Annotated in this window: 15 protein-coding genes; 9 read left to right on the top strand and 6 right to left on the bottom strand. The window is 72.3% G+C overall.

Translation table 11 applies throughout. From position 1 onward, the window contains the following. Nucleotides 1–4 precede the first annotated feature (4 nt). A complete protein-coding gene (locus O0S08_RS08780) occupies nucleotides 5–178 on the top strand; it encodes a hypothetical protein (protein ID WP_269038586.1) in 174 nt (57 codons plus the stop codon). A gap of 178 nt (nucleotides 179–356) precedes the next feature. Then, nucleotides 357–1847 carry a hypothetical protein gene (locus O0S08_RS08775; protein WP_269038585.1) on the top strand — a complete coding sequence of 497 codons (1491 nt, stop codon included), beginning with the start codon at nucleotides 357–359 and terminating at the stop codon, nucleotides 1845–1847. A gap of 7 nt (nucleotides 1848–1854) precedes the next feature. Here O0S08_RS08775 and dnaE read toward each other — a convergent pair whose 3' ends face one another. Beyond that, nucleotides 1855–5499: a DNA polymerase III subunit alpha gene (gene dnaE / locus O0S08_RS08770; RefSeq protein ID WP_269038584.1), complete on the bottom strand. Its 3645-nt coding sequence runs from the start codon at nucleotides 5497–5499 to the stop codon at nucleotides 1855–1857. On the opposite strand from dnaE, the gene O0S08_RS08765 reads away from it, so the two are divergent. Then, nucleotides 5476–7263: an ABC transporter substrate-binding protein gene (locus tag O0S08_RS08765; protein ID WP_269038583.1), complete on the top strand. Its 1788-nt coding sequence runs from the start codon at nucleotides 5476–5478 to the stop codon at nucleotides 7261–7263. The two genes, dnaE and O0S08_RS08765, sit on opposite strands and share 24 nt — an antisense overlap. Before the next feature lie 338 nt (nucleotides 7264–7601). Here O0S08_RS08765 and O0S08_RS08760 read toward each other — a convergent pair whose 3' ends face one another. Together O0S08_RS08760 and O0S08_RS08755 are read right to left on the bottom strand one after the other, a co-directional pair. Next, nucleotides 7602–8087, bottom strand: coding sequence for a hypothetical protein (locus O0S08_RS08760; protein WP_269038582.1), 486 nt, complete (start codon nucleotides 8085–8087; stop codon nucleotides 7602–7604). A 161-nt stretch (nucleotides 8088–8248) separates the two neighbouring features. Then, nucleotides 8249–8815, bottom strand: coding sequence for a hypothetical protein (locus O0S08_RS08755; RefSeq protein WP_269038581.1), 567 nt, complete (start codon nucleotides 8813–8815; stop codon nucleotides 8249–8251). A 147-nt stretch (nucleotides 8816–8962) separates the two neighbouring features. Here O0S08_RS08755 and ndk point away from each other — a divergent pair, with 147 nt between their 5' ends. The 3 genes from ndk (at nucleotide 8963) to O0S08_RS08740 (ending at nucleotide 15125) form a co-directional block, all read left to right on the top strand. Beyond that, complete coding sequence (gene ndk / locus O0S08_RS08750; RefSeq protein WP_269038580.1) at nucleotides 8963–9382, top strand: nucleoside-diphosphate kinase; 420 nt, start codon at nucleotides 8963–8965, stop codon at nucleotides 9380–9382. 40 nt (nucleotides 9383–9422) lie between these two features. Continuing rightward, nucleotides 9423–10574: a dual-specificity RNA methyltransferase RlmN gene (gene rlmN / locus O0S08_RS08745; protein ID WP_269038579.1), complete on the top strand. Its 1152-nt coding sequence runs from the start codon at nucleotides 9423–9425 to the stop codon at nucleotides 10572–10574. Nucleotides 10575–10643: 69 nt separating this feature from the next. Next, nucleotides 10644–15125 carry a protein kinase domain-containing protein gene (locus tag O0S08_RS08740; RefSeq protein WP_269038578.1) on the top strand — a complete coding sequence of 1494 codons (4482 nt, stop codon included), beginning with the start codon at nucleotides 10644–10646 and terminating at the stop codon, nucleotides 15123–15125. 84 nt (nucleotides 15126–15209) lie between these two features. Here O0S08_RS08740 and O0S08_RS08735 read toward each other — a convergent pair whose 3' ends face one another. Next, nucleotides 15210–16208 (bottom strand): TonB family protein, encoded by a 999-nt coding sequence (locus tag O0S08_RS08735; protein WP_269038577.1) that lies wholly within the window; start codon nucleotides 16206–16208, stop codon nucleotides 15210–15212. Between the two features lie 59 nt (nucleotides 16209–16267). On the opposite strand from O0S08_RS08735, the gene thyX reads away from it, so the two are divergent. After that, nucleotides 16268–17158, top strand: a complete 891-nt coding sequence (thyX, locus tag O0S08_RS08730) for an FAD-dependent thymidylate synthase (RefSeq protein ID WP_269038576.1) — start codon at nucleotides 16268–16270, stop codon at nucleotides 17156–17158. 86 nt (nucleotides 17159–17244) lie between these two features. On the opposite strand, the gene O0S08_RS08725 is transcribed toward thyX, so the two are convergent. Together O0S08_RS08725 and O0S08_RS08720 are read right to left on the bottom strand one after the other, a co-directional pair. Further along, nucleotides 17245–17652, bottom strand: coding sequence for a PP2C family serine/threonine-protein phosphatase (locus O0S08_RS08725; protein WP_269038575.1), 408 nt, complete (start codon nucleotides 17650–17652; stop codon nucleotides 17245–17247). A 490-nt stretch (nucleotides 17653–18142) separates the two neighbouring features. Continuing rightward, complete coding sequence (locus O0S08_RS08720) at nucleotides 18143–18781, bottom strand: glutathione S-transferase family protein (protein ID WP_269038574.1); 639 nt, start codon at nucleotides 18779–18781, stop codon at nucleotides 18143–18145. Nucleotides 18782–18896: 115 nt separating this feature from the next. Between O0S08_RS08720 and O0S08_RS08715 the strand changes: the two genes are divergently transcribed. After that, nucleotides 18897–19484, top strand: coding sequence for a TetR/AcrR family transcriptional regulator (locus O0S08_RS08715; RefSeq protein ID WP_269038573.1), 588 nt, complete (start codon nucleotides 18897–18899; stop codon nucleotides 19482–19484). A gap of 245 nt (nucleotides 19485–19729) precedes the next feature. Continuing rightward, nucleotides 19730–20377 (top strand): hypothetical protein, encoded by a 648-nt coding sequence (locus tag O0S08_RS08710; protein ID WP_269038572.1) that lies wholly within the window; start codon nucleotides 19730–19732, stop codon nucleotides 20375–20377. Nucleotides 20378–20589: the final 212 nt, after the last annotated feature.

The raw sequence follows: 20589 nt of genomic DNA, 5'->3' as shown, positions 1-20589 counted from the left end.
CCTCATGAACAGCGCGCTCGGCAAGCGCCCCGGCGCCGACCACGTCGCGGTCCCCATCACCTTCGACGGCACGAGCACGACGAGTACCGGACGCGATCGAGCCGGACACGACAGCGCCTCCACACGCGACTGCGACGACGTCCTGTTGGTAGTCGCCCTGGCCACCACGCCCGGGTGAATCAAGGCTTGACCGTCGCTCGACTGCGCCTCACCATGGCTTGCGAGAGCAGAAGTGCGCCAGGCGCGACGGCCGCTTCAAGCCGAAGTTCGGCGCCACAGCGAGCACGATGACAGCCGAGTATCATCGCGGAATGGGTTCATGGATACGTCCAGCACCGCTTGTCTGCGCCGGCGCGATGGGTCTGGCGTGCTTCTACAATCCGAGCGGCACCGATGACTCGCTGAATGGCGCGACGACGGACGGGCCGACCACGGCCACGCCGGCGACCGACAGCTCCGCCGGCGACACGTCCTCGACTCCGACCACGAGCACCACGACCGCGAGCACCACGACCACGAGCACCGCGACCACGAGCACCGCGGGCGTGGAGACCGAGCCGCAGACATCGCCGGGTTCGGATACGACGACGGGTTGCCGGAACGACGCGGAGTGTCTCGCCCTCGACCCTGACAATGCGTTCTGCGTCGACGCCCAGTGCACCAACTGCGCGGGCGCGATCGATCCGGCTGCGGCCTGCGAAGCGCTCGATCCGTCGCGGCCCGTGTGCGACCTACAGGATGGCCGCTGCGTCACCTGCACGCCCGAAGACAAGAGCCTGTGCAGCGGGAACACGCCGATCTGCGATCCCGGCACTGGCGAGTGCGTCGCTTGCCGCGAGCACGCCGACTGCGGCACGAGCGCCTGCGCCAACGACATCGGTTATTGCTTCGATCCGGGCCAGGTGATCTGGGTCGACTCGGTCGCTGTCTGCGATACGGGCGACGGAACGGAAGCCACCCCGTTCTGCCAGATCACCCAGGCCCTCGACGAGGTCTCCATGGGCAACCCGGGCCTCGGGTGGACGATCCGCGTCAAGACCGGCAACTACATTCAACCCTCTCTCCTCGTGCCCCCGGGAGCCGTCCTGGCGATCCTGGGCGACGGGGGCGTGGCCAAAATTCGCTCCACCACCGCCGCCACCCTGCAGGTCTCTGCCCTTTCAAGGGTCTACCTCTCACGGCTGAACCTCGCCAGCAACGCCAACGACACCGGCCTCACCTGCCAGGACAGCGTGATCGTCGGCGACGAGCTCACGTTCAGCCTCAACCGCCAGGGCTACGTCGGGACCGGCTGCGACACGACGTTCCGCCGCAGCGTCTTCTACAAGAATACGAGCGGCGGCCTCACGGGCCTCGGCTCCGGGCGCACGCGGCTGATCAACAGCTACATCTCCAACAACGGCTCCAACGCCGAGGCGGATCACGGCGGGATCCTGTCCGGCCAGGGGCACGACCTCGAGCTGCTGTACACGGCCGTGATCAACAACCTGGCCGAGAGCGGTGCACGCTCGCTGCGGTGCGACGCCGCCGGCGACACGACGATCCGCAACTCCGTCATCATCGCCTTCGTCCCGCCGTCGATGGCCTGCCCCCTGGCGTTCATCGAGCACTCGGCGATCGACGAGGGCAAGGTGGGCGGCGACAGCAACATCGCAGCGGTCATGGCCGACGCCATGACATGGTTCGAGCCCCAGGTCGGGGGCGTCTACAAGGCCCGCCCCGACACCGCGCTGGCGACCGTCGCCGAGTGGCGCGACGGCGACCCGGCGACCGACTTCAACGGCGACCCGCGCCCCGACAAGGACGGCGCGCTCGACCAGGCCGGCGCCGATCGACCGGACCCGTGAGCCGCCGTTAGACCAGGCGAGCCACCTTGTCGCCGAACAGGCGCTCGAGCGCCGACATCAGCTTGTCGTCGGCGCGGACGCCGAACTTGTCGCCGAACACGACCTGGCCGGCGTAGCGGTCGGACACCACCTCGAGCTCCAGCGAGCAGGTCCCGGCGTTGTCGGACACGATCTGCTTGAGGCGGAGGATCCGCTCCGGGGTCAGCTGCTCGAGCTGGACCTTGAGCAGCACCTTCTTGGTCGACTGCTCGCGGAGCGTGCGGATCTCCTGCACCGACTCGACGAGGATCTTGAACTTGTTGGCCTCGCCGTCCTCGCTGGTCTCGACCTCGCACTTGCCGGTCACGAACACCGGCTCGCTGCCGATCTGCGCCAGCCGCTCGCCGAGGCTGAGGCCGCTCGCCTCGTCGGCGCGCGCGTAGGTCTTGGGGAACACCACCGACTCGACGCGGCCGAACTGGTCCTCGAGCTGGAAGAAGCCCATCGCCCCCTTGCCGCTGCGGGTCTGGACCTCGCGGAGGTCGCAGATCACGCCGGCGATGGTGACCTCCTGGCCGTTGTGCTTGGCCTCGATCTGGCCCGTGCGACAGGTCGCGTGCTTGTCGACGTCCTGCTGGTAGCGGTCGAGCGGGTGGCCGGTGAGGTAGAAGCCGAGCGCCTCGCGCTCCTTGAGCAGCTCCTCGCGCGGCTCCCACGGCTCGACCTCCGGGTACTCCTCGGTGTAGACCGGCGCCGAGTCGGCGATCGCGTCGAACAGGCCGAACTGGCCCGAGTTGCGGTCGCGCGAGGCCCCCTGGCCCTGCTCGATGGCGCGTTCGACGACGGCGTAGAGGACCGCGCGGCCGCGCTTGGCGCTGATGCAGTCGAGCGCGCCGGCGCAGACCAGGCCTTCTTGCGTGCGCTTGTTGACCTTCTTGAGGTCGACGCGGCGGCACAGCTCGAACAGCGAGGTGAACGGGCCGTCGGCGGTGCGCGCGGCCAGGATCGCGTCGACCGCATTCTCGCCGACGCCGCGGATGCCGGCCAGGCCGAAGCGGATCTGCTCGTCGAAGCCGTCGCCTTCGCGCGCGCGGCGGACCACCGAGAAGTCGCGGCCCGACTCGTTGATGTCGGGCGACAGCACCACGAGGCCCATCGACCGCGCCTCGGCGATGAACTTGACGACGTTGTCGTTGTTCGACTTGTCGCAGGTCATCAGCGCCGCCATGAACGAGGCGGGGAAGTGGTGCTTGAGGTAGCCGGTCTGGTAGGTGATGAGGCCGTAGGCCGCCGAGTGCGACTTGTTGAAGCCGTAGCCGGCGAACTTGTCGATGAGGTCGAAGATCTCCTCGGCCTTGCTGTTGGGGATGTTCGACGCCTTGGCGCAGCCCTCGACGAACAAGGCGCGCTGCTTGTCCATCTCCGACTTCTTCTTCTTGCCCATCGCGCGGCGCATCATGTCGGCCGCGCCGAGCGAGAAGCCGGCCAGCACCTGCGCCGCCTGCATGACCTGCTCCTGGTACACGAACACGCCGTAGGTCTCCTTGAGGACCTCGGTCAGCAGCTCGTGCGGGTACTCGATGGCGCGCCGGCCGTGCTTGCAGTCGATGAACTGGTCGACCATGCCGCCCTCGAGCGGGCCCGGGCGGTACAGCGCCACGGCGGCGACGATGTCGCCGAAGCAGTCGGGGCGGAGCTTCTTCAGCAGGTCCTTGAAGCCCGAGGATTCGAGCTGGAACACGCCGGTGGTGTCGCCGCGGCTGATCATCTCGTAGACGCCGGCGTCGTCCATGGGGATCGCGCCGAGGTCGAACGGGTCGTCCGGGGGCCGGAAGTTGTTGATGAGGCGGACCGCGGTGTCGAGCACCGTCAGCGTCTTGAGGCCGAGGAAGTCGAACTTCACCAGGCCGGCGAGCTCGACGTCGGTCATCGTGAACTGGGTGACGATCTTGCCGTCGGCCTGGAAGCACGGCACGTGCTCCCACAGGTCGCGGTTGCCGATGACGATGCCGGCCGCGTGCATGCCGGCGTGGCGGTTCAGGCCCTCGAGCGCCTGGCCGATCTTCAGCACCTCGGCGACGCGGCCGTCCTCGCGGGCCCGGAGGCGCAGCTTGCTGGCGGCCTCGGCGATCATGATCGCGTCGGACAGCCTGGCCGCCGCGTCGGCGCTCTCCTTGGCCTTCTCCTTCAGCGGCTCGGGGTCGGCCATCGCCATCGACAGCGTCACCTTCGGCCCCTCGGGCACGTGCTTGGCGATCTCGTTGGCCTCGGACGGCTGCAGGCCCATCACGCGGCACACGTCGCGCACGAGGCCGCGGGCCTTGAGGCTGTGGAACGTGGCGATCTGGCCGACGCGCGCCGACCCGTAGCGCTCGGTGACGTAGCGGATCACCTCCTCGCGCCGGTCCATGCAGAAGTCGATGTCGAAGTCGGGCATGCTGATGCGCTCCGGGTTGAGGAAGCGCTCGAACAGCAGGCTGTACTGGATCGGGTCGAGGTCGGTGATCCGCAGCGCGTAGGCGACCAGGCTGCCCGCGCCCGAGCCGCGGCCCGGGCCGACCGGCACGCCGATCTTCTTGGCGTGGCGGATGAAGTCCCAGACGATCAGGAAGTAGCCGGGGAACTTCATCTGGGCGATGACCCCGAGCTCGTAGTCGAGGCGCTGGCGGTACTGGTCGGGGTCGAACACCTGGCCGCGCCGCTGCAGCTCGCCGAACCGCTCCTCGAGGCCGCTGTGGGCCACCTTGCGCAGGTAGCCGGGCAGGTCCTCTTCTGTCCCTTCGGGCAGCTTGAAGTCCGGCAGCTCCGGCTTGCCGAGCTTGAGCTCGACGTTGCAGCGGCGGGCGATCTCGCCGGCGTTCTCGAACGCGCTCGGGTAGTTCGACCCGAAGTAGCTGAGCATCTGGTCGGGCGTCTTGATGAAGAACGCGTCGCACTCGTGCTTCATCCGCTTGGGGTCGTCGAGCGTGCGCCCCTGGCCCATGCACATCAGCACCTCGTGCGCGTGGGCCTCGTCCTGGTTGACGTAGTGACAGTCGTTGGTGGCGACGAGCGGCACCCCGCAGTCGACCGACAGCTGCGCCAGCGCGGCGTTGACCTTCTCCTGGTCGGCCATGCCGTTCGGCTGCAGCTCGAGGTAGTACGAGCCCGGCTCGAAGATCGACTTGTACTCGAGCACCGTCTGGCGCGCGCCGTCCATGTCGCCGCCGTTGATGAGGCGCGAAATATGGCCGCCGAGGCACGCCGAGAGGCCGATGAGCCCCTCGCTGTGCTCCCGCAGGATCTTACGGTCGATCCGCGGGTTGTAGTAAAATCCCTCGAGGTGGCCCTTCGAGACCAGGAACTGCAGGTTCTTGTACCCGACCAGGTCGCGGGCCAGGAGCACCAGGTGGTAGTTCTTCCGGTCCGTCTTGGCGTTCATGTCGCCGTCGGACACGTAGGCCTCGCAGCCGAAGATCGGCTTGACGCCGGCGTTCTTGGCCTCCTGGTAGAACTGCAGCGCGCCGAACATGTTGCCGTGGTCGGTCACCGCGACCGCGCTCATGCCCCGCTGCTTGACGATCTTGCACAGGTCCTTGGTCCGGATCGCGCCGTCCAGCAGGCTGTACTGCGAGTGCAGGTGCAGGTGGGCGAAGTCCGCGCTCCCTCCGTGGATGCTGCCGTCGGCTGCCATGGCCGAAGGCTTACCACGCCTCGCGCCGCGCTCGCGTGCCTGGCCCTCGCGCTCGTCGCATGCTCTCGTCACACCGAGGTCGACAGCGGGGACGGCGCAGCCGGATCGGCCCCGCAGACCGCGGGCGAGCGCACCGTCCACCTCGGCCTGGAGACCGCGTTTCACTCGCTGGATCCAGCCGACGCCGCCGACTCCGTCAGCCGCCGACTCACCTCACAGATCTACGACACGCTCCTCGACTGGGATCCCCACGCCGATCCCCCACGCCTCGTGCCGGAGCTGCTCACCGACCTCCCGGAGATCAGCCCCGATGGTCTCACTTATTCCTTGCGTCTGCGGGAAGGTCCACAGTTCCACGGTGATGCCTGTCTCAAAGACCAGGCGCGCCCGGTCCGCGCCGGCGACGTCGCCGCCTCGCTGCTGCGCGTCACGCCCGGCAAGCACGCCGCCTGGTCGCTGCTGGCCGGCCGCGTCGCCGGCCTCGACGATTGGCATCGAGCGACCTCCAGGGCGCCCGCGCCGATCGACTTCGACGATGTCGCCGGCACCGTGACGATCCGGCTCACGCGCCCGCAACCGGAGTTCGCGGCGCTCCTCGCCCACCCGGCGCTGGCGATCGTCCCGCCCGAGTGCGTCGACTACTACGACGGCTCCGGCCCCGAGCGCCCGCGCTTCGCCAAACACCCGGTCGGCAGCGGCCCCTACCGCTTCGACCACGCGGCCAGCGAGTACCCGCGCACGGCAGTCCTCGTCGCCGCCGAGGGCCGCGCGCCGCGCCCCTACCCGCAGCCGCCCGATCGCCCCCCGCTCCCGTGCACGCACGTCCCCGCGGCCGCGCGCGTGATCCTCACCCACTTCCAGCACGGCGAGCCGGCCCTGCGCGCCTTCCAGGCCGGCGAGCTGGCGGCGATCGTCCCCGGCCAGGCGCAGTTCGCCGAGGTCGTTGCGCTCGGCCGACCTGTCCCCGGGGCCCTGCCCCCCGGGACAGGTCTCGAAAAATTCCCGGTCGCCGCGGTCGACCTCCTCTACTTCAACATGGCGAGCCCCGAGATCGGCCACCACCCCGATCCGGCCCGCGCGCGCGAGAACCTGGCGCTGCGCCGGGCGATCGCCCGCGCGATCGACGTCCCGCGCTACCTCGAGGTCGTGCGCAACGGCGCGTGGGCCGAGGCCAGCGCCAGCGTCCTCCCGCGCGAGGTCTCGCCGCGCCTCGATTTGGACGACGCCACGGCGCAGCGCGACCTCGACGGCGCGCTGCAGATCCTCGCCGACGCCGGCCTGTCCGGAAGGACATTCTTATTAACTTACTGGGGCGGCCCCAGCGAGCCCGAACGGCAGGAGGCCGCGCTCATGCGCGAGTTCCTGCGCCCGCTCGGCGTCGACCTCCGCTTCACCCCGCGCGACAACTTCCTGTTCGACCCCGGCCTGCGCGCCGGAGCGCACCTGTTCGGCCTCCGCTTCGACGCCGACTACCTCGACCCGAGCAACTTCCTGTCGTCCATGACCTGCGGCGCCGCCGACAACCTGGCCGGCTTCTGCGATCCGGCCTACGACGCCGCCTACGCCGCCTTCGCCGCCCTGCCGCCAGGCCCGGCCCGCGACGAGGCCGCCCGCGGCCTGCAGGCCCGCCTCGGCGAGCAGATGCCGGTGCGGCCGATCGACCAGCCGAGCGCGTGGTTCCTCCACCAGCGCTGGCTCGGCGGCCTGGTCCGCCACCCGCTGGCCGGCCTGCGCGTCGAGCTGCTGTGCCCGAACATGCCCTGAAGGGCATGTCTTTGAGAGCATGTCCTTCAAGACAGCGCCCGCCGGTTCACCATGCGGCCTCCGCCAGCGCCGGCTGGCCGGCTGGTCGCCACCCGCCTGGCCGCCGACGCGCCGAGCTGCTGTGGCGACGTGTCCTGAAGCATCTGTCTTGACGAGCATGTCCTCAAAGCCAGAACATGCGGGTCGTCACGGGCGGCGCGCGCCTGCGCCGCCGACATGCCCTTTGAGGCGCCCTTCTTCGCGCACTTCGCCGCGCTCGAGCTGCGATTCGTGGAGTCTGGCCGACCGCCGGGCTCGGGGCTCGCCGCAGGTTTTCACATGTCCATGAGAACATGCCCTCAAAGCCATGCCCCGAGGGTCAGCAGCACCGACGCCCGCGGCTGCCACTCGCGGCCGCCGATCTGCACCGCGTCGACCGCCACCTCGCCGCCGATCAGGAGCCGGCGACCGAGCCGGCCCCAGGCCCCGAGCCCGCCGCCGACGTGCCCGCCGTGGCCGCCCTTCCCGGGATCGAGGATCGACGTGCGGAAGTCGGGGCCGCCGCGGTAGAGCTGGTGCGAGTAGCCGCCGCGGGCCAGCACGAACGCGAACACCCGCGGCAGCGCCAGGCCGAGCCGCAGCTCCGGCCCGGCCGCCAGCGCGTGCTCGCGATAACCCGGGGCGTCGCGCAGGCGCGGGGTCAACCCGTAGCCGAAGCGGAGCCCGAGCGCCGCGCCGAAGCGTCGGTGCGTGCGGTACAGGCCGAGCGCCGCGCCCGCCCCGAGGCCGACCCCCTCGCGCTGGCTCGTCAGGCCGACCGGCGACACGACCGCGTAGCCGCGCATGCAGTCCATCGTCTGTCCTCTCGGACCAGGTCGGGCACGGGTCCGCCGCCGCCGGCGTCGAGCTCGACATCAAGATCGTCGCCAACACCACCGACACGTCCTCAGGGTGGCCGAGTCCGGCCCGGCTCGCAAACACCCGATCGGTCACGCGGCAATTCCGCTCACAGCCACGAGCCGAGGGTCAGCGACAGGAAGAACGTCTCGGCGACGCCGCGATCCTTGAACTGCACCATGTCGACCACCCCCTCGGCCCCGATCAGGAACCGCTCGCCGACGCGGGTCCACACTCCGAAGCCGAGCCCGTAGTGAAACGCATCGGCCGCGCCGCCGAAGTCGAGGCGGGCCCGCCCGGCGTCGAAGCGGCGGCTGTAGCCGCCGCGCAGCAGCGCGTAGCCGAACGCGCGCCGGTTGACGACGCCCAGCCGCAGCTCGGGCGACAGGTGCAGGGTGCGGTCGAAGCCGCGGGTGTGGCGGTCGACCATGTCGTAGCCGACGCGCCCGCCGAACGCGACGGCGAACCCGTCGGTGGCCCGGAACGCCCCGATCGAGCCGCCGATCGCCACGCCGGGGCGGTACTCGGAGAGCACCAGCGCGGCCGGGTCGACGCGCAGGTAGCCGCGGAAGCAGCCCATCGCCTGTCCCTCGCGCCAGGCCGGGCACTGCGCCTTCGCGGCCGCCGGCAGCGGCAGCGGCCCGATCGACAGCAGCCCGAGGAGTGCCCAGCGCATCGACCGGCAACTGTGACCGCACTCGTATCGGCAGCAATCGCCGCCCGCAGGCCCGGCGACGCGGCGCACAGGCGATACTTGCGCCCCGTCACGCGCCCGCCTCTTTACGCCCCGCGCGCCTCTGCTAGCCTGCGCGCCACGAATCGCATGCAACGCACCTTCGCCATCATCAAGCCTGACGCCGTCGCCGCCGGTCACCAGGGCGGGATCCTCGCCGCGCTCCAGGAGTCCGGCCTGCGCCTCGTCGCGATCAAGAGCCTCCGCCTCTCCACCGCCCAGGCCGAGGGCTTCTACGCCGTCCACTCGGCGCGCCCGTTCTTCCGCAGCCTCGTCACCTTCATGACCGAGGGTCCGGTCGTCGCCATGGTGCTCGAGGGCGAGGACGCGATCGCCCGCTGGCGCAACCTGATGGGCCCGACGGACGCCACCAAGGCGCCCAAGGAGACCCTCCGCGGCCGCTTCGGCACCAGCATCGAGCGCAACGCCACCCACGGCTCCGACGCGCCCGAGACCGCCGCCTACGAGATCGGCTTCTTCTTCAGCGGCCTCGAGCTCGCCGGCCTGTGAGCCGCGGGCTCACCGTCTCTCGTTTCGTGTCACCTGTCCCATGAGCCAGCTCGTCGCCATCCGCGGTCCCGCGCGCGGCCTCCCCAAGGAGGGCCCGCCGAACCTGCGCGACCTCGATCGCGACGGCCTGGCCGCCTGGCTCTCGGGCCACCTCGAGGGCGCCCCGCGCCACCGCGCCGGCCAGCTGTTCCGCTGGCTGCACGGTCGGCGCGTCTCTGACTTTTCGGCCATGTCCGATGTGCCAGCCGCCGATCGCGCCCGCCTGGCCGCCCAGGCGACGCTGCGGCGGCTCGACGTCGGCACGGTGCTGCACGCCCGCGACGGCACGCGCAAGCTGCGGCTCGTCACCGCCGACGGCCAGTCGATCGAGAGCGTGCTGATCCCCAACGACGAGCGCGGCTACACCCAGTGCGTCTCGTCGCAGGTCGGCTGCGCCCTGACGTGCCGGTTCTGCGCCACCGCCAGCCTCGGCTTCCAGCGCAACCTCGCCACCTGGGAGATCGTCGACCAAGTCTACCAGGCCCAGGACCTGCTGGCCCGCGACGGGGGCGAGTACGCGCCGCGGATCACCAACATCGTGTTCATGGGCATGGGCGAGCCGCTGCACAACTACAACCAGGTGCGGCGGGCCATCGAGCTGCTCACCGACCCCGACGGCGCCGGCCTGGCCCCGCGGCGGATCACGATCTCCTCGTCGGGCCTGGTCCCGGCGATCGAGCGGTTCGCCGGCGACCCCCTGGCCAAGGAGGTCGGCCTGGCGATCAGCCTCAACGCCACCACCGACGCGGTGCGCGACGAGGTCATGCCGATCAACACCCGCTGGAACATCGCCGCGCTGCTGGCCGCGGTCCGCTCGGTCCCGCCGCACCGCCGCCGCTACGTCACCTTCGAGTACGTCCTGCTCGCCGGCGTCAACGACAGCGACGACGACGTGCGCCGGCTGGCCGCCCTGGTCGGCGACATCCGCTGCCAGATCAACCTGATCCCCTTCAACCCCCATCCGCACGCCCCCTACGGCCGCCCCAGCCCGGCCCGCGTGCGCCGCTTCCTCGACCTGTGCCGCGCCGCCGGCCTGCGCGCCTACGTCCGCACCCCCCGCGGCGACGACATCGGCGCCGCCTGCGGGCAGCTGGCGCTGTCCGGCGACAAGCCTTCGGGACATGTCTCTCCAGACATGTCCCAAGCGCCATGAGCACCGGACCGCGCCGGCCGAATCCGCGCGTGGGGCCCGGCCCGCGGGCGTGGTAGCCTGCGGCCCGACGTGGCCGGCCTCGGAGAGACCCAGGCGCCCGGCGCCGGCGCGCCGGAGCTGGACGAGACCACCGCCCCGCCGGCGCGGCCCGAGCCCGACCCGCTGGCGACGGTGGCCAGCGCCACCCCGCAGCAGTGGGGCGAGCGCGAGGCCGCCGACCCGCCGCGGATCGGTCGGTTCGTCATCCTGCGCGAGGTCGGCCGCGGCGCGATGGGGATCGTCTACGCCGGCTACGACGACGAGCTCGACCGCCGCGTCGCGCTCAAGCTGGTCCAGACCAGCGGCCACGACGACCCCTCGTTCGGCCGGGCCCAGCTGCTGCGCGAGGCCCAGGCGCTGGCGCGCCTCACCCACCCCAACGTCGTCGCCGTCCACGAGGCCGGCGAGTACCGCGGCGCCGTCTTCATCGCCATGGAGTACGTCGACGGCGTCGACCTCCAGCGCTGGCTGGCGCAGGCGCCCCGCGGCTGGCGCGAGGTCGTCGACGCCCTGCGCCAGGCCGGCGAGGGCCTGCGCGCCGCCCACGACGTCGGCCTCGTCCACCGCGACTTCAAGCCGAGCAACGTCCTCGTCGGCGCCGACCGCCGCGTCCGCGTCGCCGACTTCGGGCTCGCCACCCGGCGCGGAAGGACAGGTCCTTCGGGACATGTCTCGAAGGGCCAGAGCCCCCTGGCCACCGCCGAGGCGCTGGCGACCCTCGCCGGCAGCGGCGCGCTGATCGGCACCCCGGCCTACATGGCGCCGGAGCAGCTGCGGCGCGAGCCGGCCACCGCCGCCAGCGACCAGTTCGCGTTCTGCGTCACCCTCTACGAGGCGCTGCACGGCCGGCGGCCGTTCATCGGCGAGACCCTCGAGACCCTGGCCGAGCACGTGCTCCACGCCGAGCCGCCGCCGGTCTCGCCCGACCCGCGCGTGCCGCAGTGGCTGCACGCCCTGCTCCTGCGCGGCCTCGCCAAGGACCCCGCGCGCCGCTACTCCGGCATGGCCGAGCTGCTCGAGCGGCTCGCCCACGACCCCGAGGCCGAGCGCCGGCGCCGGCGCCAGCGGCTCGTGCAGATCGCCGTCGCGGTCGCCGCCACCGTCGTCGTCGTCCTCGGCGGCGTCGCGGCCACCCGCGCGATCGTCCGCGCCGCCCACGAGCGCCGCGCCGACGCCCGCCTCGACGTCCTCCGCGAGCAGCTCGCCGCCCTGACCGTCGCCCGCAAGCCCGACGAGGCCGCGCGCCTGTTCGCCGCCTTCGCCGCCCTGCCCGACAACCGCGGCACCGCGGCGCTCGCCCGCGCCTACCGCGAGTGGGGCGACGCCCAGACCGACCCGGCCGCCGCCATCGACGCCCACGCCGGCGCCTACATCGCCGCCCGCACCCCCGAGGACCAGGCCGCCGCCCTGCGCAGACTCGCCCTGCGCCTGGCCGACAGCCGCAACTTCACCGCCGCGGCCGCCGCCCTCACCGCCCTCGACGCCCGCGTCCCCGAGCTCGCCGGCGACCCCGAGCTCGCCGCCCTGCGCCTGTCCGCCGCCCTCGACCGCCGCGACCTCCCGGCCGCCCGCGCCGCCCTCGACCGCCTGCCCGCCGACGATCCGCGCCGCACTTACGGACATGTCCTTGAAAACATGTCCTTTGGAACATCCATATCCCGGGCCGCGATCGGCCAGCGGCCGGGCAGCGCCCACGAGTTCACCGTCGGCGACTTCGAGGGCGACGGCCGCCTCGAGCTGACCACCCACGCCGACCAGCGCGGGACGGCGGTGGTGCTGCGCGCCGACTCGAACCTCACGCGCGTGGCCGAGGTCCCGATCGGCAACCTCGTCGTCAGCCCGCGGATCGTGCCGCCCGCGCTGACCGGCGCGCCGCTGCTGCTGCTCGGCGTCGACAACCCCGACGCGGCCGGCGACGCCTTCGTCCGCTACGCCCTCCACCCCCTCGACGGCGGCGCCCCGGTGTACGAGTGGACCGAGAGCAGGATCCTCGGCCACGCGGTCGCCGACCTCGACGGCGACGGCCGCCCCGAGCTCTACACCGGCAGCGGTCCGTACGCGCGCCGGCTGCGGCAGATCGACCTCGACCCGGCCGGGCAGTGGCGGTCCCGGCCCGCTCACCCGCCGACCGACGCCGCCGCCTCGGACCTCAGCTCGGTCGCCGCCGGCGACCTCGACGGCGACGGTCGCCCCGAGCTCGTGGTCGTCGCCGGGCCGTGGTCGGCCTACGACCTGCGCGTGCTGAAGGCCGACGACGACGGTCGGCTGCGCCTCCTCGCCCGTCGCAGCCTCGGCTTCATCGAGTCCGCGATGCTGCTGCGGATGGGCGGGGAGCTGCGGATCGCCGCGACCAAGCGCGACCAGTACCCGGCTCCCGGCCGCTTCTCCGAGGCCGAGCCGTACGGCGAGCCGGCCGGGCTCTACATCCTCGCGCTCGACGGCGACACGCTCGCGACCCGTCAGTTCATCCCCGTCCCCGAGGACGCCGCCGAGCCGCGCTGGCTGTACAACGCCGACCTCGACGGCGACCGCGTCGACGACCTCGTGGCCATCGCCCCGCCCGAGCTTCTGCTTTACCGCAGCGACGGCGAGGCCCTGCTCGCGCCGCTGCGGCTCTCCGGCCTGTCCCTGCGCGCCATCGCCGACTTCGACGCCGACCCCGCCTCCGAGCTGCTGGTCTCGCTGCGCGGCGACGCCGACGATTACTTCGTGGTCGGCGCCGGCGACCTGCCGCTGCCCCCCATCGACCAGCCCGCGCCGGAGGCCCGCCCGATCGGCGACGTCCAGGACCCCGCGCTCTTCGACGCCTGGCAGCACGCCGAGGAGCTGGCCGCCCTCGGTCTGCCGCGCCGCAGCGCCGACGAGCTGGTCGCCATCGCCCGTCTCTCGGGACATGCCCATGAGGACATGCTCTTTCGCGCAGCCGATCTCTACGCCGCCGCCGGCGAGCACGCCGCGGCCGCCGAGCACTACCTCGCCGCCGCCGAGCGCCCCGACCTGGCCGCCGGCGCGCTCGCCGGCGCGATCGCCAGCCGGCGCCAGCTCGGCGACTACGCCGCCGCGCTCGCGCTCGCGGCCCGCCGCGCCGCCCTGCCCGGCCTCGACCTGCGGGTCCGCGGCGAGGCGGCGGCCGAGCTCGAAGCCCTCCGCCGCGCCACCGCCGACCGCCCCCGCCTCGGCCTCCGCTTCGACCGCCCGCTCGACCCCGCGTGGCGGATCTTCGACCCCCTGTCGTTCGCCCGCAGCCCCGGCGAAGACCACCTGTCCCTCAAGACATCCTCCGACCAGGTCATCGCCGAGTACCCGCTCGAGTGGGACGGCGGCACCGCGGCCCTGACCGTCGAGGCCGCGCTCGGCGACCTCGAGTGGGGCACCAAGCTGACGATCGCGGTCACCCCGGTCGACGGCGACGACATCTGGCTCGGCGTCAACTTCGAGTCGCGCAACCGCTCCGAGCGGCCGGACCAGCACGTCACCGCCGTCACCGGGCCCAACGGCTCCGTCGCCTACCTCGGTTTCTCGCTCGCGCCCGGCAAGGCCCGCCGCGTCCGCGTCGGCATGCGCCACTTCCCCGACCTCGACACCGCCCAGCTCGAGCTCGTCTCCGACGACGGCGAATCGCGCCGCGTGCCGCTGTCGACGCCGCCCAGGGCGCCGCCGCCCGGCCCGCTGCGCCTGCGGGTGATCAGCCGACCTGTCCAACCGGACAGCGTCGCCGACGTCCAGGTCCACGCGATCGAGCTGTTCGGCATGCGCCGCGGCACCTCGCCGCCGGAGCACGACGAGCCGTCGCTGGCGATCGCTCGCCTGGTCGCCGAGGACGAGATCGACGCCGCCCTGGAGCGCCTCGCCGGCGCCCCGGCCGCCAGCCCGGAGGCGCTGTGGCGCATCGACCTGCTGGCCCGCAACGGTCGGCTCGACGACGCCACCGCCGCGCTGCGCGGCGCGCTCGCCGGCCTGGCCGACGATGCGCCGTTCCACCAGCGCCTGCGCCAGCGACTGATGCGCGACCCCGACAACTTCTCGCTCGTCGCCCGACGCGCCCTCGGCCCCGCGCTGGTCGATCTCTTCATCGACCCGAGCCGCCTCGAGCTGATGTGGCGACCGGCGCGGATCCGCCATCACCTCGCCGACCTCGCCGACCTGCCCGCGGAGCCGCCCGCGCGCGCCGGACCCGACGACCTCCGCCACCACCGCAACGCCCTGCTGCTGCGCGGACTCGCCTGGCAGCGCGCCGGTCGCGACGACCTGTCCGTGCGCGACCTCGAGGCCGCGCTCCCGCTGCTCGCCGAGGCCGAAGAGCCGCAGATGCGCAAGTACGTGCTCCGCCGCCTCGTCGACGCCAGCATCCGCCTGCGCGACCCGGCCCGCGCGCGCCGGTGGATCTCCGTCGCCCTCGGCGAGTCGCAGACCGCCGACCTCATGCTCGAGGGCCTGCGCCAGCGCCCCGGCGTCGACGCGATCTTCACCTCCGCCGACTGGGCCCGCTTCGAGGCGCTCACCCGCCGCTGACGCTGGGACGAGGATGCAGGTCCGGCCGGCGTCCGCCGCGGCCGCCGCTTCTACTTCGATCGCGTCACCGCGAGCTCCACGGGCTCAGTGGAAGTAGCGCTGGATCTGCCCGCCGTTCTGCTCGAACTCGAAGGCGAAGCCGAACTCGATCAGCCCCGATCGCGGGTCGATCAGCTGCGCCGGCGGGTTGTTGAACGGCGACGCCGCCCGCACCGCCCGGATCGCCTCCTCGTCGAGGTAGCCGAGCCCGCACGGCCTGTCGATCGAGATCTTGTGGATCGATCCGTCGGGGTTGAGGCGGATGAACAGCCACGTGACCCACGACTTGTTGCCGACCTTGGTGCTGTCCGACGCGCGGCGCTCGTGGAGCGGGCCCGGCTCCCAGTGCTCGGCCACGCTGTCGCGGACGCGGTTGAAGAACGACGCGTACTTCCAGCGGCGCGAGTTGAGGACGTTGTCGGCGCCCTCGGGCACGTTCTTGTCGATCGAGTCGAACGTGCCGGCCTGACCGAGCGCCCGCTCCATCGCCCCCGGCGTCCCGCGCAGGCCCGGGTTGCCGCCCGGCGCCGGCTGGCCCGGGGACAGCGGCAGCGGCCCGAACGCGCCCGGATCGACCTGCGGGCCTTCGGGCTGCAGGCCCTCGCGGACGCTCGGCGCCTGGTTCGGCGACGGCCGCTTCTGCGGCGAGTTGTCGGCGTCGGGCGAGTGCCCCGGCAGCATCGGCAGGCCGCCCGGAATCGGCCGCTGGTTGGGCGCGCGCGTCTCGTTCTCGACCGACTGGTCGAACTCCGACAGGTACTTGTCGTCGTCGGGCGCCTTCTCCTTGTGCACGCGGTCCTGCTTGATGAGGCGGCCCTTCGGCGAGGCCTCGCGCGGCTGCGCGTCGGGCTCCGGCGGCGGCTCCTCCTCCGGAGGCACCAGCGCCACCTGCATCCACCCGTCCGAGCGCGGCAACGGCGGCGCGTCCCAGCCGATCCCGATGATCTCGTCGCCCAGCGGCCACATGAGGAGGTGCAGCAGCAGCGACGCGAGCAGCATGAACCCCACGAGGGTCAGGCCGGAGTTGTCGCGCGAGCGGGGCATCGGGTAGCCCCCAGTATACTCGCCTCGGGCGCCACCGGCTGGGGTATACCCTGCGGCCGATGACCGTCACCGCCCGCCCGCTCTCTCCCGGCGCCGAGGCCCTGCTGGGGCGCGAGGTCCCCGTCCTCGACCTCGGCTTCGTCCAGCCGATCGACTACATGGGCAACGACATCGACATCGTCCAGGCCGCTCGCGTCAGCTACGGCCCGTCGACGAGGAAGGTCCACGACGACCGTGGCCTGCTGCGCTACCTCATGCGCCACCGGCACACCACGCCGTTCGAGATGTGCGAGGTCAAGTTCCGCTGCAAGATGCCGATCTTCGTCGCCCGCCAGTGGATCCGCCACCGCACGGCCAACGTCAACGAGATGTCGCTGCGCTACAGCGAGGCGCCCGACGAGTTCTACGTGCCGGCGCTCGAGCACGTGACCCTGCAGTCGACGACCAACCGCCAGGGCCGCGACGCCGAGTCCGCCGTCCCCCTCGAGCTGCGCGAGCGCGTGCGCGCCCTGCTGCACGCCCGCCACGAGCAGCTCTACGCCGACTACCAGACCCTCGCCGGCGAGCTCGGGATCGCCCGTGAGCTCGCCCGCACTCTGCTGCCGGTGTCGCTCTACACCCAGTGGATTTGGAAGATCGACCTGCACAACCTGCTGCACTTCCTCGACCTCCGCCTCGACCCGCACGCCCAGGTCGAGATCCGCCTGTTCGCCGGGGCGATGGCCGAGTTCGTGCGCGCGTGGGTCCCGCTGTCGTGGGAGGCCTTCGTCGACTACCGCCGCGAGGCCCTGCCCTTCACCCGCGTCGAGGGCGTCGCCCTGTCGCACATGCTCCGCGGCATCTCCGCCGACGAGGCCGCCGCCCAGGCCGGCCTGCAGGGCCGCGAGCTGCGCGAGTTCCACGACAAGCTGGCCCGCGTCCGCGCCCTGACCGAGCCGACCGGCGCGTAAGGACATGCTCTCATGGACATGCCCGCCGGGGCATGTCCGAAGCGGCATGTCCCGAAGCTCAGCTCACGGCGACCCGGCGCTCGCCGTCACGACGAGGCCCGCCGCGCGACGATGATCGCCGCGTCGTCCGGCAGCGCGCCCGAGCGCAGGCGCACCAGGTCGAGCAACCGCCGGGGGATCGCCGCGAACTCGACGTCCCTCACGACCGCCGCGATCGCCTCGCGCTTCGCGTACTTCCACAGCCCGTCCGACGCCATCAGCAAGGTCGCGCCGCCCAGCGCGCTCGAGAAGCCCACGGGCGACGCGCCCCGGCTCCCGAGCAGCGGCTTTCGCTGCTGGCCCGCGGTGAGCTCCACCCAGCCGTCCTCGGCCTCACCGTCGACGAGCACCGCGCCCGAGTCGCCGACGCTGGCGCCGACGAGCAGGTCGCCGTCGACGCGGATCACGACCGCGGTCGTCTCGCCGACCGGGAGCTCGCCGTCGGTCCGCCGCACAGCGCCGACCAGCCTGGCGGATCTGCGACCGCGCCCGCCGACGCCACGGCAGCGACCACGGCCTCCGCCGCGGCCGCCCCGCCCCCGCTCCCACCGGCGCCGTCGGCCACCACCAGCGCGGCCCCGTGCGGCAGGAGGAACACGCCCGCCCGATCCTGCGCGCCCTCGAGCGCGCACGCGAGGAGCAGGTGCCGCGGCGGTTGCAGGCGATCGGCCATGACGTCTGGGACCGAGTCTGGACGATGGCCGGCGAATCCGCCAGCCCTTCGGGGCTCGCCGACGCCCTCGGGACCCCCTCTCGCGCGCGCGGCGAGCCCCGCCGCGAGAGGTGTCCCGAGGGCCACGTCGACGCGGCGCCCCCCGTGCGAGCTCGCGGCGAGCCGAGATAACATGCCCACAAGGACATTCTTATCAAGACATGTCCTTATGCACATGTCCGATGGTACACGTGGCAGCCGGGCGCCCGGACGGCGACCCGACCGCTCCCGCCTCACGCGGCGAACCGGGTCGTCTGCGCCGTCGGCCACGGCTCGGCCCACGCGGGCACCCGATTCAGCCCGTCGAGCCAGCGCACCACGTTGGCGAAGCTCGCCAGCGGCATCTCCGTCTCGCGCCAGTCGGTCGCCATCGACGCCAGCTGGAAGTCGGCGATCGTCAGCCGCCCGCAGGCCACGAAGTCGCGGCCCTGCAGGTGCTCGTCGAGGACCCGGGCGAGGCGCACCACGCCCTCGACCTTCTCCGCCAGCGCCGCCCGGTCCGGCGCCCCGAAGCCGAACTTCGGCTTGATGATGTGCTCGAAGTAGAACGGCCCGACGGCATCCTGCCAGTGGGAGTCGTTCCAGCTGAGCCAGCGCAGCACCTCGACCTGCTCCGCGGGCGCGTGCGCCGGCCACATGTCGGAGCCGGCCTGCGTGCACAGGTAGGCCATGATCGCCGACGACTCCCAGAGGACGAGCTCGCCGTCGACCAGGGTCGGCGCCTTCATGTTGGGGTTGAGCCCGGCGTAGGTCGCAGTCTTGAGGTCGCCGGCCATCAGGTCGAGTTGCACGAACTCGGCCGTGATCCCGAGGTGTTTCGCCAGCGCCACGACGCGCCTCGGCGCCTGCGCCTCGAACCAGTAGATCTTCATCTTTCTTCCTCCAGCGCGGAGCTTGTTCGTCCGCACCTCGCAAGCTAGCCGCCGATTTAATATGTTCAAGAACATATTCTCTCCCGTGCTACACGCATGGAGTCGGAGGTCCGCGATGCCCTACACCGCCGAACACAAGGCCCGCACGCGCGAGCGCATCGTCATGGCCGCGCGCGAGCTGTTCAACCGTCACGGCTTCGAGAGCGTCTCGATCGACCAGATCATGGCTCGCGCCAAGCTGACGCGCGGCGGCTTCTACAACCACTTCCCCAGCAAGGCCGCGCTGTACGCCGAGGCCGTGCAGAGCTTCACCGACCAGAACCCGTTCGCGCTGCGGCTCGCGCGCTGGAAGCGACCGCTGCCCGAGCCGCGGAAGCTCGCGCGCATGCTGGTCGAGAGCTACCTCAGCGACGAGGTCCTGGACGACGCCGACCTGCACTGCCCCCTCTACGCCCTCCCGTCCGACGTCGTCCGCGCCGGCCCCGAGCCGCAGGCCGCCTACACCGCGGTCCTCCGCAGCATGTCGGCGATCCTCCGCAACGCGCTGCCCGACGACGTCCCGGACGCCGAGGCTCGCGTCCACCTGATCGTCACCCTGTGCGTCGGCAGCATGATCATCGCCCGCACCACCCACGACCCCGCGCTCGGCCGATCGATCCGGAACGTCGCCCGCAAGCAGGCGCTCGCCCTGCTGGCGACCTGACGGCTCGAGCGGGCCTGGCCGCTGTTCCGCCGATGAGGCAAGCGCATGTGGCCTCCGCGGCCACGCCTCGCCGCGCGAGTGGCCTCGCAGGCGACAGCGCGGCTCCCCTCGCCTTGCGGAACATCGATCGCGGGCCGTCCGACGGCGCCGCGAGGTTCACCCCGCATGGCACGACCGCTGCACGGGCGGACGGTGAGCGCGACCTTCGTCGCGCCGCCAACCACTTCATTCACAGCGAACGATCCATGACACTTTTTCATCGCACCACCACCGTGTTCTTCGCCCTCCTGACCGGCCTCGTGGCCGTGACCGCCTGCGGCGAGGACGAGGCAGTCACCGCCCGCTACGCCGCGATCACCCCGGACCGCGCGGCCGAGCTCGTCCTCGAGTCGCGCGAGCGCGCGGCGATCGAGCTCGAGGGCGGCGCCGTCGTCGACCTCGAGCTCGGCGCCCCCGAGGGCGACGACCTGCTCGGCGCCTGCGACCAGGCCTTCAGCGACGGCGACCGCGCCGTGATGCCGGTCCTGGGCGGCCCGCTGGCGGTCGGCGACCTCGTGTTCGCGGCCCCGGTGCTCGAGGCCCGCTGCGACGCCGAGACCGCCACGAACCTGCTGACCCTGCGCGAGTCGACCGACGCTGACTGTGCCGCCGGCGAGTGCCTCGACTTCGCCGACCCCGAGGCGGTCGACTTCATCGGCGACACCCCGCGCACCCTGACCGACGAGTCGTCGCCGCAGGCCGCGTGCCTCCCGGTCGGCACCCGCACCTGCGTCAGCTGCGGCGGCGGCCTGCTCCGCCCGCGGACGATCACCAGCGTCACCTCCGCGCCGCCGAACTGGGTCTGCCAGTACACCTACACCTACGGCTCGTGCGCGGCCGTCTGCGCCGAGTGAGCGCCCGCCGGATGCCGGCCCGTACGGACTGGCATATGAATGTCTGAAAGGACATGTCCTTTCAGACTTATTGATCACAGCGCGCCCCGCCGCAGACATGTCCCCTTCGACCTTCTCTCACGGAGGCCGGCGGGACCGCGGCGAGCAAGGCGGGGGCGGAGCCCGCCGCTCGAACCGGCGGCGGGCTCCCGCAGGGCGTCGGCCACTTCACG

It is taken from the genome of Nannocystis punicea (genome assembly GCF_026965555.1).
GTDB classification, from domain to species: domain Bacteria; phylum Myxococcota_A; class Polyangia; order Nannocystales; family Nannocystaceae; genus Nannocystis; species Nannocystis punicea.
The sequence above is the reverse complement of the archived record's forward strand: the minus strand, read 5'-3'. Positions and strand labels throughout refer to the sequence as shown.